The sequence below is a fragment of the Agromyces subbeticus DSM 16689 genome (genome assembly GCF_000421565.1).
GTDB lineage: Bacteria > Actinomycetota > Actinomycetes > Actinomycetales > Microbacteriaceae > Agromyces > Agromyces subbeticus.
In genome coordinates, this window is the sequence record NZ_ATXG01000001.1 from 751,377 (window position 1) to 764,496 (window position 13,120).

Consider the following 13,120-nt stretch of genomic DNA (forward strand, 5'->3'; position numbering starts at 1 on the left):
CTCATCGGCCCGTGAACACTGGAGCGCGCTTCTCGGCGAACGCAGCCTGGCCCTCGGCGGCGTCGTCGGTGCGCATCAGGTACGAGAACGAGTCGTTCTCTACGTGGAGCGCCGCGTCGATGCCCACGTTCTGCGCGACCCGCACCATGTACTTCGTTCGCTGCGTCGCGATCGGCGACTTCTCGGCGATCGACTCGGCGATGGCCGCCGCCCGTTCGAGCAGCTGGTCGCGCTCGACGAGCTCTTGGACGAGCCCGATGCGGTACGCCTCGGCCGCGTCGATGCGATCGCCCGTGAGAAGGATCTTCGACGCGTGCCCCGGGCCGATGAGATGCGTGAGGAACTGCGTCTGCCCCGAACCGCCGTGCCAGCCCCAACGGATCTCGCCTGCGCCGAATGACGCGTCAGGGCTCGCGATGCGGATGTCGCACGCGCTCGCCATCTCGAGGCCACCGCCGATGCAGTACCCGTTCACGGCCGCGATGGCCGGCTTGCGCAGCAACCAGATCGCGCGTGCGTAATCGGTGCGGTTGTCGAAGCGGTTGCGGTAGCTCCAGTTGTCGCCGTACTCGTCGAGGTCGGTGATGTCGCTGCCGGCACTGAACGCGCGGTCGCCGGCGCCCGAGAGCAGGACGACGCGGATGTCGCGATCGTTGTTGATCTCGAACACGAGCTCGTTCATGCGGTGGTCCATCGCCACGGTCATCGCGTTGAGCTTGGCCGGCCGGTCGATCACCACGTGGGCGATGTGTCCGTGGCGCTCGAGGCGCACCTGACCAGTAACGGGGTCGGTCATTCGTGTCTCCTGATGATCGAATCGGTTCCGGTGATCGTCGGGCGCGCTCTCGCGCCATTCTGCCAAAGCGGGATGTTCTGGTCGCGTGTCGACGATGACACCTGTGTTTGGACTAGTGTAGTAGTATTATCGTACTAATCGAAGGAGATCCGAATGGTCGTCCCACTCGCACCGGCCGGTGCACTCGACGGCGTCCGGGTGCTCGATGCCACGCAGATGCTGGCCGGTCCGCTCGCTGCCACACGCCTCGGCGACCTCGGCGCCGACGTGATCAAGCTCGAATCCCCACACGGCGGGGAGTTCAACCGCACGCACGGCTTCGACGGCATCCGGCTGCACGGCGAGATGACGACGTTCCTCGCGGTGAACCGCAACAAGCGCTCGCTGGCCGTCGATCTGAAGCATCCAGAGGCGAGCGAGGTCGTCGTCGACCTCGTACGCAGCGCCGACGTGTTCATCCAGAACTTCCGCCACGGCACCGCCGAACGGCTCGGGGTGGGCTACGAGCAGCTTCGGGAGATCAACCCTCGGCTCGTGTACTGCTCGATCTCGGGGTACGGGTCGTTCGGGCCCTACCGTGATCGGCCGGGTCAGGACCTCGTCGTCCAGGGATACTCCGGATCGATGTTCTCCGTCGGCAGCGCCGACGACGACCCCGAACCCGGCGCGTTGTGGGCGGCCGATGTGATGACCGGCTACCAGGCGGCGATCGGCATCCTCGCCGCGCTGACCGCGCGCGAGCGGCTCGGTGTCGGGCAGAAGGTCGAGGTCGACATGCTCTCGATCGTGCTCGACGCGCAGCTGCAGGAGCTCGTGACCTATCTGAACACGGGTCGGCAGCCGGAGCGCTCGGCCGAGCCATCCGCCCACGCCTTCATCCCCGCGCCTTATGGCGTGTACCGCACGCGTGATGGCTGGCTCACCCTCGCGATGACTCCGCTCGACGCACTCGGGGAGGTGCTGAACGACGACTGGCTGCGTTCGCTCAGCGACTACAACGACGGGCACACGCACCGCGACGAGGTATACCGGCACATCCGCCACGCGTTCGAGCACGAGACGACGGCACACTGGCTGGCGCGCTGCGACGAGGTCAACGTGTGGGCCGGGCCGGTGCACGACTACGCCGGCGTCGCGAACGATCCGCACGTCGTCGAGACGGGCATGCTCGTCGAACAGCCGTTCGGTGAGAACGGCGACACCGTTCGTACGGTTCGGCCGCCCCTGCGGATGTCGGCGACGCCACCCACCATCCGTCGCGGTGCACCGATTCTCGGCGCCGACACCGACAGCATCCTCGCCGACCTCGGCTGGACCCGAGCGCGAATCGCCGAGGCCGCCGCGACCGGCGTGCTGGGCGTCGCCTCGAGCGCCTTCGCCGAGGCCTGACAGTAGGCTCTGCACGTGAGCACATTCGGCGGACGCGGCCTGCATGGGCAAGTGGTCAATGAGCTGGGTGCCCGCATCATGCGTGGCGAGTTGCCCCCCGGAAGTACCCTCGACCCCGAGCTGGTCGCGCGGGAGTTCGAGGTGAGCCGAACGGTCGTCCGCGAGGCGATCAAAGTGCTCGCGGCGAAGGGCCTCGTCGGTGCACGCCCGAGACTGGGCACGTACGTCACCGAGCGAGCGCACTGGCAACTGCTCGACGCTGACGTCATGGCATGGCGTGCCACCGACGAGCCTGATCCGCGCCTGGTGATCGAACTCGACGAGGTGCGTCTCATCATCGAGCCTTCGGCAGCGCGCATGGCTGCCGAACGGCGCAGCGACGAGCAGCTCGAGCGCATTCGTGCCGCCTGCGACTTGCTCGACCGCTCGTACGCATCTGAAGAGCCCGATCGGCCAGACCACACCGCGGCTGATCTCGAATTCCACCGTGCGGTCCTGGCTGCGACGGGCAACGAATTGCTGGAGCACTTCGAAGTGGTGCTCGCACCCGCGCTGCAGGCCCGCGATCGGCTGGCGCACCGACACCTGACCACACTCGACTTCCTCGACGGGCATCGAAGCGTGCTCGACGCGATCGCCGCGGCGGATCCTGATCTCGCCCACGATCGAATGCGGGCGCTCATGGAACTCAGCGCGACCGACTCGGCCGAGGCACTCGGGCTCCGCGTTCGGCGCAAATAGGTCACGTCGTCGACGCGGCTGCCCCGAAGAAGTCGGCGAGATCGTTCGCGAGCGCTCGAGGCGCCTCCTCGGCCATGTGGTGCCCCGAGTCGATGCCATGCCCGCGAACGTCGGTGGCCCAGGATCGCCAGATCTCGAGCGGATCACCGTAGAGGCCCTCGAGGTCGTCGCGCAGCGACCACATCACGAGGAGCGGAGCCTCGACTCGTCTGCCAGCGAGCCGATCCGCGTCCTCGGCCGCGCGGTCGACGGTGAGTCCAGCGCGGTAGTCCTCGAGCATCGCTCGCACGACCGACGGCTTCGACGTCGCCTCGCGGAACTCGTCGTAGTTCTCCTGCCCCATGACGGCGGGATCGCCCGCGTACCAGCTCGCGGGATCGGCGTTGATGACGCGCTCGGGTGTCGCGGGCTGGGCGAAGAAGAACCAGTGCCACCACGCGGTGGCGAACCGGGTGTCTGCGCGACGGAGATGCTCGCTGATGGGGATGCAGTCGAGGAGCGCGACGTGATCGACGGCCTCAGGATGGTCGAGGGCGAGCCGGAGCGCGACATAGCTTCCGCGGTCGTGGCCCGCAAGGTGGAACTGGTCGTGCCCGAGTTCGGCCATGACCGTCACCATGTCGTCGGCGAACACGCGCTTCGAGTGCGCCGAGTGATCGGGTGTGGGCGTGCGCCCGGTGGAACGCCCGTATCCCGGCAGGTCGGGACACACGACGGTGAACCCGCGCCGCACGAGATCGGGTGCCACGAGATGCCACGTCGCCGAGGTGCGGGGGTGCCCGTGCAACAGGAGCACCGCGGGCCCGGCGCCGCCGTGGCGGACACTGATCACCGCGTGCCCCGAGTCGAGGCGTTCGGTCACGAATCCGTCGAACATGACAGCATTCTTACACTCGCCCTTCGCCCGCTCGCCCGCGAGGCTTTCGGTGTCAGCGAGATCCTCTGAGCCGAACATCGGCGATGACGGGAAAGTGATCCGAGGGATACATCCCGTCGACCGGCTGGTCAAGCGTGAAGGCGCCTTCGACGGCGATCTCCGAGCCGCGGCCGATGAGGATGTGGTCGACGCGCCGATCGATCTCCTTCGTCGCCTCGAGCGGGGCGAACGGCACCGCCGAGCTGAGCGTGACCGCATGCGGGTCGCCACCGCCCAGCTCCCAGGTGTCAACGGCCACGGCGGAGAGCGGGGCGAACTCCGGCTGGCTCGCGTCGCAGTTCAGGTCGGCGAGCAGGAACCGCGGCACCGACGAGGTGCCGGCACTCAGGAGCTCGGCAAGGCGACCGGTCTGCGCCAGGTGGTCGTCGGCGAACGCGGGCTCCCACTCCGTCGCGGCGACGACGACCTCGAAGACGTCGTCGTCGCCTTCGATGCGCGCCTCGAGCGCGACCGGAGCGACCTGGCGGTGACTGACCGGCAGCTCGTGCCGGCGCACCGAAACGATCGGCAGCCGGCTCACGAGCCCCACGCCCATGAGCACCCCGCGCTGCTCATCGTGCTCGGGCGGCTCGGGAACCGGGGGAAACGACGGTGCGAGAAAGGCGGCGTGCATGTCGAAATGCTCGGCGACGACGTCGGCCTGGGTGCCATCGCTCGCGCCCCAGCACTCCTGCAGGCCGATGACGTCGGGCTGCAGCTGGTCGAGGGCGGTCAGAATCCGTCGCTCGCGTGCATGCCAATCGGGCGCGAAGCGCCAGAGCACGTTCCAGGTGACCATGCGCATGGTCGCCACGTTACGACTCGGGCGCCCGTGCCCGCCAGTGCGCTCCGATGATCGCGCCCGATGCGCGGTGAGGAGAGCGGTTCGCGAGGGCCTCGCCACCGCTCGTCGACCGTCGTACGATGGCAGCGTCACGCCCGATCGACGGGAGGCCCCATGGTGCAGGTTCGCGTGCTGGGCATCGCGCTCGACGCGGCCGGGCAGCACATCGTGCTGCTGAAGCCCGTGCTCCAAGAGCGCGGCGTGGGGCGCGTGCTGCCGATCTCGATCGGTGAGCAGGAGGCGACCTCCATCCTCATCGCGATCTCGGGCGAGCAACCGCCCCGGCCGCTGTCGCACGATCTCATGAAGCTGCTGCTCGACGCGGTGGGTGCCACGGTCGTGCGCGTCGAGGTGACCCGCATCGAGACCGGAACCTTCTACGCCGAGATCTCGTTGCGCTCGGCGAGGGGGCCCTACACCGTCGATGCGCGACCCTCCGATTCGATCGCACTGGCGGTGCGCGCCGAGGCGCCCATCTTTGTGGCCGACGACGTGCTCGACGACGCCGGCATTCCCGCCGAGCTGGCCGAACGCCCCGACGAAGACGAGGTGCGGCTCGACGAGTTCAAGGAGTTCCTCGACAAGGTGGAGCCGGAAGACTTCGAGAGCTGACCGACCAGGGCTCAGGGCTCAGGCGCGGGTTGCGGCATCCGTCGCGTTCGAAGCCACCGCGCGGCCGTCACACCGACGGCCGCCGCGGCGCTCCCGAAGCCGATCAGTGCCAACGCCTGGTTGCCGCTGAAGATCCCGATCACTCCCATGACCACGCCGCCCGGAATCATCGCGACGCTTCCGTACGCGCGCGCCGTGCGCATCGGCAGATACCCGCTGAGCTCTCCGATGAAGAAGTAGCCGATCACGCTGGCGGCGAAGCCGGCGATACCGAGATTCGTCCAGAGGGCGTCACCGGTGACCGCCCCGGCGCCGGCCGCGGCGATCGACGCGGCGAAGATCACGCCGATGATGCCAGCCCGCCAGCCCATCATCACGGCCGCTCCGACGACGCCGGCGATGAGGACGCACGTGAGCGCCGCCACGATGATCACTTGGCCCAGGAAGTTCTCGTACAGGTCGTTGAGTTCCGGCGACGATTCCGTGAACGGCGCTGGAATGAGGAGTGCGACCACGACGCCCAGCACGATGATCGGGAGGCGGGTCGCGATGACCATGAGCGGATGCTTCGGCGTCGCCGCCGCCTGGCGTCGGTCCGGCCGTCCGCCGACCGGTCGGCGCCGCGGCCCCCGTCTTCGTCCCATGCACTTCCCCGTTCGACTCGCCAAGGCTAGCTGGTGCGGCCGTGCACTCGACGGGGGAAGAATGGCAGGCATGATCGATGCGATTCGCCCCCTGACGGAGATGCCGTCGCCGCAGTTCGTGATGTCTGCCGACGGCATCCGCATCGCCACCTACCTGTGGGGTGAGGAGGACGCCCCGACGGTACTGTGCGTGCACGGTTTCGCATCGAGTTGCCGCGACAACTGGGTCAGCACGGGGTGGGTGCGCGACCTCACGCGCGCGGGCTTCCGCGTACTCGGCGTCGACCAGCGCGGGCACGGTGCGAGCGACAAGCCGCACGAGGCATCCGCGTACGGAATGGACGCCCTCGTCGATGACATCGCGACGGTGCTCGACACGTACCTGCTCGACACGGTGTTCTACGCCGGGTACTCGCTCGGAGCGCGCGTCGGCTGGCAGGTCGCCGTGCAATTGCCCGACCGGGTCGATCGGGCCGTGCTCGGCGGCATCCCCGACGGACGCCCGCTCGCGCGGCTGCAGATCGAGCAGGCGCGCGCGTATGCCGAACACGGCATACCCGTCGAAGACCAGGTGACCCGCAACTACGTCACGCTCGCCGAGCGAGTCGCCGAGAACGACCTGCGTTCGCTCGTCGCGCTCGCCGAGGGCATGCGCTTCGGCGACGCCGACCCCGATGTGGAGCACCCGCCGACCCAATCCATCCTGTTCGCGACCGGCAGCGAAGACGCGATCCTCGAGCGCTCGAAACTGCTTGCGGATGCCACGCCGAACGGCACGTTCGTCGAGTTGCCGGATCGCCACCACTTCAACGCGCCGGGCTCGCGCGTCTTCCGACAGGCGGCGGTCGAGTACTTCGCGAGCGCGGCGGCCGACGCCTGATGGGTGCGTTCGAGCTGACACGCGAGATCGCGCGCGACCCCGCGACGGTGTGGGGCGTGCTCGGTGACGTGGAGCGCACGCCGGAGTGGTACGAGGCGATCGTTCGCGTCACGCCGCTTGCAGCGCCGGCGGTCGACGCGGGCGCCGGAGCTCGCTTCGAGCTCGTACGAGCGCTGCCGGGCGGGCAGGCCATCAACGTCGTCGAGGTGACGGAGTTCGAGCCGCTCGAGCGGCTCACCCTCACGAGCCGGAGCGGCCCGACGCCGTTCACCTATCGATACTCCCTCGAGCCGTCGCCGACGGGAACCCGGCTCACGCTCCATGGCGACATCTCCGCCGAGGGGCTCAGTGGCCCTGCCGGCCTGCTCGGGCCGCTCGCGACGCCCCTCTTCAAGAACGGCATGCGCACGAACCTCGGGGTGCTCGCCCGACTCGTCGAGGGTTCCTGAGACGACGGCCGCGGGTCGCGGCCGACGAGCGTCGCGCGAAAGGCGGTGCGGCTGGCCAGCCTGCGGACTAGCGTGGAGGCGTGTCCGCTCCTGCGACCGATGCACGAACCGCCCACGCCGACGGCGTGGAGCGATTGCTCGAGAGTTATCGGGCGGTGCCGGCGGCCGCATCGGTGCGGCTCGCCAAGCGCACCTCGAACCTCTTCCGGTCCCGAGCGGCGACGGATGCCCCTGGCCTCGACACCTCCGGCCTGACCCACGTCATCGCGGTCGACCCCGGGGCGCGCACGGCCGACGTCGCCGGCATGTGCACCTACGACGACCTCGTCGCCGCGACACTGCCGCATGGGCTCGCGCCACTCGTGGTGCCGCAACTGAAGACCATCACCCTCGGGGGCGCCGTAACGGGACTCGGCATCGAGTCGACGTCGTTCCGCAACGGTCTGCCGCACGAGTCGGTGCTCGAGATCGACGTGCTCACCGGCGCAGGCGAGATCATCACGGCGTCGCCGATCGAGCACGCAGAGCTGTTCCGCGCCTTCCCCAACTCGTACGGCACCCTCGGCTACGCCGTGCGCCTGCGCATCGAGCTCGAGCCGGTCGAGCCGTTCGTCGCACTCACGCACCTTCGGTTCCATGCGCTCACCGACCTCATCGAGGCAATGGAGCGCATCATCGAGACCGGTCGACTCGACGGGGTTGCCGTCGATTCCCTCGACGGCGTGGTGTTCAGCGCTGAAGAGAGCTACCTGTGCGTCGGCACGCAGACCGCGGCATCCGGCCCGGTCAGCGACTACACCCGCCAGCAGATCTTCTATCGCTCCATCCAGCATGACGACGGTGCGAAGCACGACCGGCTCACCATGCACGACTACCTGTGGCGCTGGGACGCCGACTGGTTCTGGTGCTCGCAGGCGTTCGGCGCGCAGCATCCGCTGATTCGCCGGTTCTGGCCGCGGCGATACCGGCGCAGCCGCTCGTACTCGACGCTCATGCGCCTCGAACGGCGATTCGACCTCGGCGATCGCCTCGAGAAGCTCAAGGGCCGGCCGGCGCGCGAACGCGTGATCCAAGACGTCGAGGTGCCGATCGGGCGCACCGTCGGCTTCCTCGAATGGTTCCTCGCGAACGTGCCGATCGAGCCGATCTGGTTGTGCCCGCTGCGCCTGCGGGGCGACCGCGGCTGGCCTCTCTACCCGATCCGGCCGCAGCAGACCTACGTCAACATCGGCTTCTGGTCGACGGTTCCGGTGGGCGGCTCCGAGGGCGAGACGAACCGCTCGATCGAGCGCGCCGTGAGCGAGTTCGACGGACACAAGTCGCTGTACTCCGACTCGTACTACTCGCGCGAGGAGTTCGAGGAGCTCTACGGCGGCGAGGCGTACCGGGCCGTGAAGCGGCGATACGACCCCGACTCTCGACTGCTCGACCTCTATGCGAAGGCGGTGCAACGGCGATGACCACGACCAAACGCCAGGCGACAGCGGGGCAGGCTGAGACCGCGCCGACGACGGATGCGGCGGCCGCACCCGACTCGTCGGCGAAGCTCACCCTCGCCGAGATCCTCGAGATCGTCGTCGCCGGTCGGCTGCCGCTGAGGTTCACCGCCTACGACGGGAGCTCGGCGGGGCCGCCTGACGCCCTGTTCGGCCTCGACCTGAAGACTCCGCGAGGAACGACCTATCTCGCCACCGGCCGCGGCGATCTCGGCCTCGCCCGCGCCTACATCGCGGGCGACCTCGAGATACAGGGGGTGCACCCCGGAGACCCCTACGAGCTGCTCAAGGCACTCGCCGACAGCCTGGTCTTCAAGCTGCCACCGCCGCGGGTGATGACCCAGATCATCCGTTCGATCGGCGTCGAACATCTGCGGCCGATCGCGCCGCCGCCGCAAGAGGTGCCGCCCCGGTGGCGCCGCATCGCCGAGGGGCTCCGACACAGCAAGGGCCGCGACGCCGAAGCGATCCACCACCACTACGACGTGTCGAACACCTTCTACGAATGGGTGCTCGGGCCGTCGATGACCTACACGTGCGCGTGCTACCCGGGCCTCGACGCATCCCTCGACGAGGCGCAGCAGAACAAGTACCGGCTCGTGTTCGAGAAGCTGCGGCTGAAGCCGGGCGACCGACTGCTCGACGTCGGCTGCGGGTGGGGCGGCATGGTGCGCTACGCCGCGCGCCACGGCGTGCAGGCGTTGGGCGTGACCCTGTCGCGAGAGCAGACGGCGTGGGCGCAGCAGGCGATCGCCGTCGAGGGCCTCGCCGACCTCGCCGAGGTGCGCTACGGCGACTACCGCGACATCGCCGAAGACGGCTTCGATGCGGTGTCATCGATCGGGCTGCTCGAGCACATCGGCGTGCGCAACTACGCTTCGTATTTCGGCTTTCTGCAGTCGCGCTTGCGGCCCGGGGGACTCTTGCTCAACCACTGCATCACCCGGCCCGACAATCGCTCCGAGCCGTCGGCGCGCGGCTTCATCGACCGGTACGTGTTCCCCGACGGAGAGCTCACCGGCTCGGGCCGCATCATCACCGAGGCGCAGGATGTCGGCTTCGAAGTGCTGCACGAAGAGAACCTGCGTCAGCATTATGCACTGACACTGCGCGATTGGTGCGCCAACCTCGTCGCGCACTGGGAAGAGGCGGTCGCCGAGGTCGGGCTGCCGACCGCGAAGGTGTGGGGCCTCTACATGGCCGGGTCACGGCTCGCGTTCGAGAGCGGCGGCATCCAGTTGCACCAGGTGCTGGCGGTCAGACCAGACGATCGCAGCGACGCCGCCCAGCTGCCGCTGCGGCCGTGGTGGACGCCATAGGACGCGATCAGTCGGTGGCCGGCACGAGCCGAATGGTCACGTCGCGCACGGCATCGCCGACCACCGTCCCGACGATGGCGGCGCCGTGGCGGTCGTACTTGCGGTGGTACTCGGCGTCGAGTTCGGGATGCACCTGCGCCGCGGCATCCGCGAAGCTGACATCTCGCTCGACGCCCCGGGCCCGGATACGTCCCTCACCGCTCGCGATCGCGCGTCGATACCAGGGGTTCTTCGAGCCGTACGCCGAACGCACGTAGAGCTCCTCGCCGACGCGCGCGACCCACATGGTGACGTACGGCCGCAAGGTGCCGTCGGCACGGCGCGAGGCGAGGTCGAGTTCTTCGGCGGCGCCGCGGTCGAGGTCGTCGTGGTTCCAGGTCGTCATCCGGACAGTGCTCCTCAGGTGGTGGTGGTCGGTGCGCTCGATGCGGCCGAGCCCGCGCTCGCCGCGGCGATGCAGGCCTCGAGCGCGACCCACGAGAGCATCGCGCACTTCACGCGCATGACGTACTTCGAGACGCCGTGGAAGGCGATCGCGTCGCCGAGCAGGTCTTCGTCGGCCTCGCCGGCGCCCTGCGAGCGCATCATCGAGCGGAACCCGTCGATCAGCTGGCGCACTCGTTCGAGGTCCGCGCCGGTCGCGAGCTCGGTCAGGGCCGACGCCGAGGCCATCGAGATGCTGCAGCCGTCGCCGACCCAGCCGATCGCCTCGACCCTGGTGCCGGATGCGTCGAGCCGAACGCCCATCGTGATCTCGTCGCCGCACGTGGGGTTCAGCTCGTGGTGCGTGGCGTGCGGGTCGGCGAGCTCGCCGTCGCCGATGCGGCGACGCGAGTGATCGAGGATGAGCTCTTGGTACAGACCCGAGAGGTCGCTCATGCGTCGACTCCGAAGAAGCCGCGAACCTCGGCCAGAGCCGACTCGATCACGCCGCTCATGCGTCGATTCCGAAGAAGCCGCGCACCTCGGCGAGCGCCGCCGCGAAGCGCCGGATCTCGTCGGGCGTCGTGTAGACGTAGGCGCTCGCACGCGTGGTCGCGCGCAGGCCGAGTCGTCGGTGCAGCGGTTGCGCGCAGTGGTGGCCGACCCGCACGGCGATGCCCCGCGAATCGAGGAACTGGCCGACATCGTGCGCGTGCACGCCGGCGACGTCGACGCTCGCGAGGGCGGCTCGCTCGACGCCGGCGGCCGGGCCGAGCAAGCGGATGCCGGGAATGCCGGCGACCTCGTCGACGAGCAGTTCGGCCAGAGCGCCCTCATGCTCGTGCACCCGCTGCATGTCGAGTGCATCGAGGTAGCGCACGGCCTCGGCGAGGGCGACTGCTTGCGACACCGGCTGGGTGCCCGCTTCGAACCGCTGCGGCGACGGCAGGAACGACGCCGACTCCATCGTCACCGTCGTGATGGTCGATCCGCCCGTGCGGGCCGGTGGCAGGGCGTCGAGCAGCGCCTCGCGGCCGTAGAGCACGCCGATGCCGGTGGGCCCGAGCATCTTGTGCGCCGAGAACGCCGCGAAGTCGACGCCGAGGTCGGCGAAGTCGGTCGGCCGGTGCGGCACCGACTGGCAGGCATCGAGCAGCACGAGCGCGCCGTGCCGGTGCGCGAGCTCGGCCACGTCGGCGACGGGCGCGAGGTGGCCGGTCACGTTGGAGACATGCGCGAACGCGACGAGGCGAGTGCGTTCGCCGATGACGGATGCCGCGTCGTCGATGCCCCACGTGCCGTCATCGTGCACGGGGATCCAGCGCAGCGTCGCCCCCGTCTTCGCGGCGAGCCGCTGCCAGGGGATGAGGTTCGCGTGGTGCTCGGCCTCGGTCACGACGATCTCGTCGCCTTCGCCGAGCCTGAAGACCGCGGCTTCGGGGCCGCCGAGGCCGGCCGCGGCATCCGCCATGCCGAGCGCGACGATGTTGATGGCGTCGGTCGCGTTCTCGGCCCACACGATCTCGCGGAGGCCGGCGCCGACGAAGCGGGCGACCGTCGCGCGGGCGTCTTCGAAGGCGGTCGTGGAGGTGCCCACGAGGGTGCTCGCACCGCGGTGCACGGCGGCGTTCGAGCGCTCGAGGTAGTCGCGTTCGGCATCGAGCACGGTGCGCGGACGCTGTGCGGTCGCGCCCGAGTCGAGATAGGCGAGCGGATGCCCGTTGAGCTCCTGTGCGAGGTACGGGAAGTCCAGTCGGAGCGCCTCGGGCAGCAGACCGTCGATGGTCGTCGTTCGGTCGAGGGTCACGGTTCCTCCCAGCATGCCGCCGCGGGGGGATCCACGTGACGGCGTGCTTCCAGTCTGACGCAGTTTCGGGCGGCCATCGCCGTTCGCGGCCGATCGGCCGAGGCGAATCGTGTGCCGATCGCCCTGGTGGCGGTGGCAGTGCGGGGGCGGACGGTGTGCGTGCGAGTTGCGCGCGGCGTGCGGGTGGGCCGCCGCCGGGATACCGTTTGGGTATGCCCCGGAGCGTGAGTGAGCGCGATGACCGCGACGACGAGGTCGACCTGCTCATCGATGCCTGGTCGCGCCGACTGCCGGGCGTCGACCTGACGCCACTCGACGTGATGTCGCGCTTGCGGCGCGTGGCCAATCGGCTCGGCCGGCTTCGGGCGAGCGCCTTCAGCGGTGCCGGCCTCGCAGCCTGGGAGTTCGACGTGCTCGCGGCCCTCCGGCGCGCCGAGCCCCCGCACGAGTTCAGCCCGGCGCAATTGATCGAGGCCACGATGATCGGCAGCGCGGCGATGACGAATCGCCTCGACAACCTCACCCGTCGAGGGCTCGTCGAGCGCCGTCCGAACCCGCGTGACGGGCGCAGCGTGCTCGTTCGGCTCACGCCCGAGGGTGCCACGCGGGTCGATCAGGCCATGCGGCTCCTCGCCGAGCGCGAAGCCGAAGAGCTCCGCGGCCTCAGCCGCGAGGAGCAGGCGACGCTGGCAGCGCTGCTGCGCCGGCTCGCGCAGGAGTCGTAGCCGCACCGAATCCGAGCCCGCCTCTCGTCAGCAACTCCGTCGTACGGGGGATCCGTCGCGGCGGGAGCCTCACTAGCGT

General features: G+C 69.4%; 15 protein-coding genes. 8 read left to right on the forward strand and 7 right to left on the reverse strand.

Translation table 11 applies throughout. From position 1 onward, the window contains the following. Position 1: 1 nt before the first annotated feature. Positions 2-796 (reverse strand): enoyl-CoA hydratase/isomerase family protein, encoded by a 795-nt coding sequence (locus H521_RS0103435; RefSeq protein WP_026481856.1) that lies wholly within the window; start codon positions 794-796, stop codon positions 2-4. Between the two features lie 153 nt (positions 797-949). Here H521_RS0103435 and H521_RS0103440 point away from each other — a divergent pair, with 153 nt between their 5' ends. Both H521_RS0103440 and H521_RS0103445 read left to right on the forward strand, forming a co-directional pair. Continuing rightward, on the forward strand, positions 950-2,185 hold the full coding sequence (locus tag H521_RS0103440; RefSeq protein ID WP_022891637.1) for a CaiB/BaiF CoA transferase family protein: 1,236 nt from the start codon (positions 950-952) through the stop codon (positions 2,183-2,185). Between the two features lie 15 nt (positions 2,186-2,200). Further along, positions 2,201-2,926, forward strand: coding sequence for a FadR/GntR family transcriptional regulator (locus H521_RS0103445; protein ID WP_022891638.1), 726 nt, complete (start codon positions 2,201-2,203; stop codon positions 2,924-2,926). A gap of 1 nt (position 2,927) precedes the next feature. Here the strand turns inward: H521_RS0103445 and H521_RS0103450 are convergent, their stop codons facing one another. Both H521_RS0103450 and H521_RS24870 read right to left on the reverse strand, forming a co-directional pair. Beyond that, entirely contained in the window at positions 2,928-3,803 is an 876-nt protein-coding gene (locus H521_RS0103450; protein ID WP_022891639.1) for an alpha/beta fold hydrolase, read from the reverse strand. Positions 3,804-3,855: 52 nt separating this feature from the next. After that, positions 3,856-4,647, reverse strand: a complete 792-nt coding sequence (locus H521_RS24870) for an endonuclease/exonuclease/phosphatase family protein (RefSeq protein ID WP_156891263.1) — start codon at positions 4,645-4,647, stop codon at positions 3,856-3,858. Positions 4,648-4,800: 153 nt separating this feature from the next. Here H521_RS24870 and H521_RS0103460 point away from each other — a divergent pair, with 153 nt between their 5' ends. Beyond that, positions 4,801-5,298, forward strand: a complete 498-nt coding sequence (locus H521_RS0103460) for a bifunctional nuclease family protein (protein WP_022891641.1) — start codon at positions 4,801-4,803, stop codon at positions 5,296-5,298. 11 nt (positions 5,299-5,309) lie between these two features. On the opposite strand, the gene H521_RS0103465 is transcribed toward H521_RS0103460, so the two are convergent. Continuing rightward, a complete protein-coding gene (locus tag H521_RS0103465; RefSeq protein ID WP_022891642.1) occupies positions 5,310-5,855 on the reverse strand; it encodes a hypothetical protein in 546 nt (181 codons plus the stop codon). Between the two features lie 157 nt (positions 5,856-6,012). Between H521_RS0103465 and H521_RS0103470 the strand changes: the two genes are divergently transcribed. The 4 genes from H521_RS0103470 (at position 6,013) to H521_RS21305 (ending at position 10,086) form a co-directional block, all read left to right on the forward strand. Next, entirely contained in the window at positions 6,013-6,822 is an 810-nt protein-coding gene (locus H521_RS0103470) for an alpha/beta fold hydrolase (protein ID WP_022891643.1), read from the forward strand. Further along, positions 6,822-7,271 (forward strand): SRPBCC family protein, encoded by a 450-nt coding sequence (locus H521_RS0103475; RefSeq protein ID WP_022891644.1) that lies wholly within the window; start codon positions 6,822-6,824, stop codon positions 7,269-7,271. Before H521_RS0103470 ends, H521_RS0103475 begins: the two co-directional genes overlap by 1 nt. 80 nt (positions 7,272-7,351) lie before the next feature. Further along, a complete protein-coding gene (locus H521_RS0103480) occupies positions 7,352-8,731 on the forward strand; it encodes an FAD-binding oxidoreductase (protein WP_022891645.1) in 1,380 nt (459 codons plus the stop codon). Further along, positions 8,728-10,086 carry a class I SAM-dependent methyltransferase gene (locus tag H521_RS21305; protein WP_022891646.1) on the forward strand — a complete coding sequence of 453 codons (1,359 nt, stop codon included), beginning with the start codon at positions 8,728-8,730 and terminating at the stop codon, positions 10,084-10,086. The genes H521_RS0103480 and H521_RS21305 overlap by 4 nt, the downstream gene beginning before the upstream one ends. A gap of 7 nt (positions 10,087-10,093) precedes the next feature. Here the strand turns inward: H521_RS21305 and H521_RS0103490 are convergent, their stop codons facing one another. From H521_RS0103490 to H521_RS0103500, 3 genes are read right to left on the reverse strand one after another with little or no spacing between them, the layout of a single operon-like run. After that, on the reverse strand, positions 10,094-10,471 hold the full coding sequence (locus tag H521_RS0103490) for a DUF2255 family protein (RefSeq protein WP_022891647.1): 378 nt from the start codon (positions 10,469-10,471) through the stop codon (positions 10,094-10,096). A gap of 14 nt (positions 10,472-10,485) precedes the next feature. Next, a complete protein-coding gene (gene sufU, locus H521_RS0103495) occupies positions 10,486-10,965 on the reverse strand; it encodes a Fe-S cluster assembly sulfur transfer protein SufU (RefSeq protein ID WP_022891648.1) in 480 nt (159 codons plus the stop codon). A 55-nt stretch (positions 10,966-11,020) separates the two neighbouring features. Next, positions 11,021-12,331: a SufS family cysteine desulfurase gene (locus tag H521_RS0103500; RefSeq protein ID WP_022891649.1), complete on the reverse strand. Its 1,311-nt coding sequence runs from the start codon at positions 12,329-12,331 to the stop codon at positions 11,021-11,023. Between the two features lie 209 nt (positions 12,332-12,540). On the opposite strand from H521_RS0103500, the gene H521_RS0103505 reads away from it, so the two are divergent. Further along, positions 12,541-13,041 carry a MarR family winged helix-turn-helix transcriptional regulator gene (locus H521_RS0103505; RefSeq protein ID WP_026481858.1) on the forward strand — a complete coding sequence of 167 codons (501 nt, stop codon included), beginning with the start codon at positions 12,541-12,543 and terminating at the stop codon, positions 13,039-13,041. The last annotated feature ends 79 nt before the right edge of the window (positions 13,042-13,120 follow it).

What these genes read in the sequence shown, in the direction of transcription:
- H521_RS0103435 (WP_026481856.1), bottom strand. Translation starts at nt 796, where the DNA reads ATGACCGACCCCGTTACTGGTCAGGTGCGCCTCGAGCGCCACGGACAC.
- H521_RS0103440 (WP_022891637.1), top strand. Translation starts at nt 950, where the DNA reads ATGGTCGTCCCACTCGCACCGGCCGGTGCACTCGACGGCGTCCGGGTG.
- H521_RS0103450 (WP_022891639.1), bottom strand. Translation starts at nt 3,803, where the DNA reads ATGTTCGACGGATTCGTGACCGAACGCCTCGACTCGGGGCACGCGGTG.
- H521_RS24870 (WP_156891263.1), bottom strand. Translation starts at nt 4,647, where the DNA reads ATGCGCATGGTCACCTGGAACGTGCTCTGGCGCTTCGCGCCCGATTGG.
- H521_RS0103460 (WP_022891641.1), top strand. Translation starts at nt 4,801, where the DNA reads ATGGTGCAGGTTCGCGTGCTGGGCATCGCGCTCGACGCGGCCGGGCAG.
- H521_RS0103465 (WP_022891642.1), bottom strand. Translation starts at nt 5,855, where the DNA reads ATGGTCATCGCGACCCGCCTCCCGATCATCGTGCTGGGCGTCGTGGTC.
- H521_RS0103470 (WP_022891643.1), top strand. Translation starts at nt 6,013, where the DNA reads ATGATCGATGCGATTCGCCCCCTGACGGAGATGCCGTCGCCGCAGTTC.
- H521_RS0103475 (WP_022891644.1), top strand. Translation starts at nt 6,822, where the DNA reads ATGGGTGCGTTCGAGCTGACACGCGAGATCGCGCGCGACCCCGCGACG.
- H521_RS21305 (WP_022891646.1), top strand. Translation starts at nt 8,728, where the DNA reads ATGACCACGACCAAACGCCAGGCGACAGCGGGGCAGGCTGAGACCGCG.
- H521_RS0103490 (WP_022891647.1), bottom strand. Translation starts at nt 10,471, where the DNA reads ATGACGACCTGGAACCACGACGACCTCGACCGCGGCGCCGCCGAAGAA.
- sufU (WP_022891648.1), bottom strand. Translation starts at nt 10,965, where the DNA reads ATGAGCGACCTCTCGGGTCTGTACCAAGAGCTCATCCTCGATCACTCG.
- H521_RS0103500 (WP_022891649.1), bottom strand. Translation starts at nt 12,331, where the DNA reads ATGCTGGGAGGAACCGTGACCCTCGACCGAACGACGACCATCGACGGT.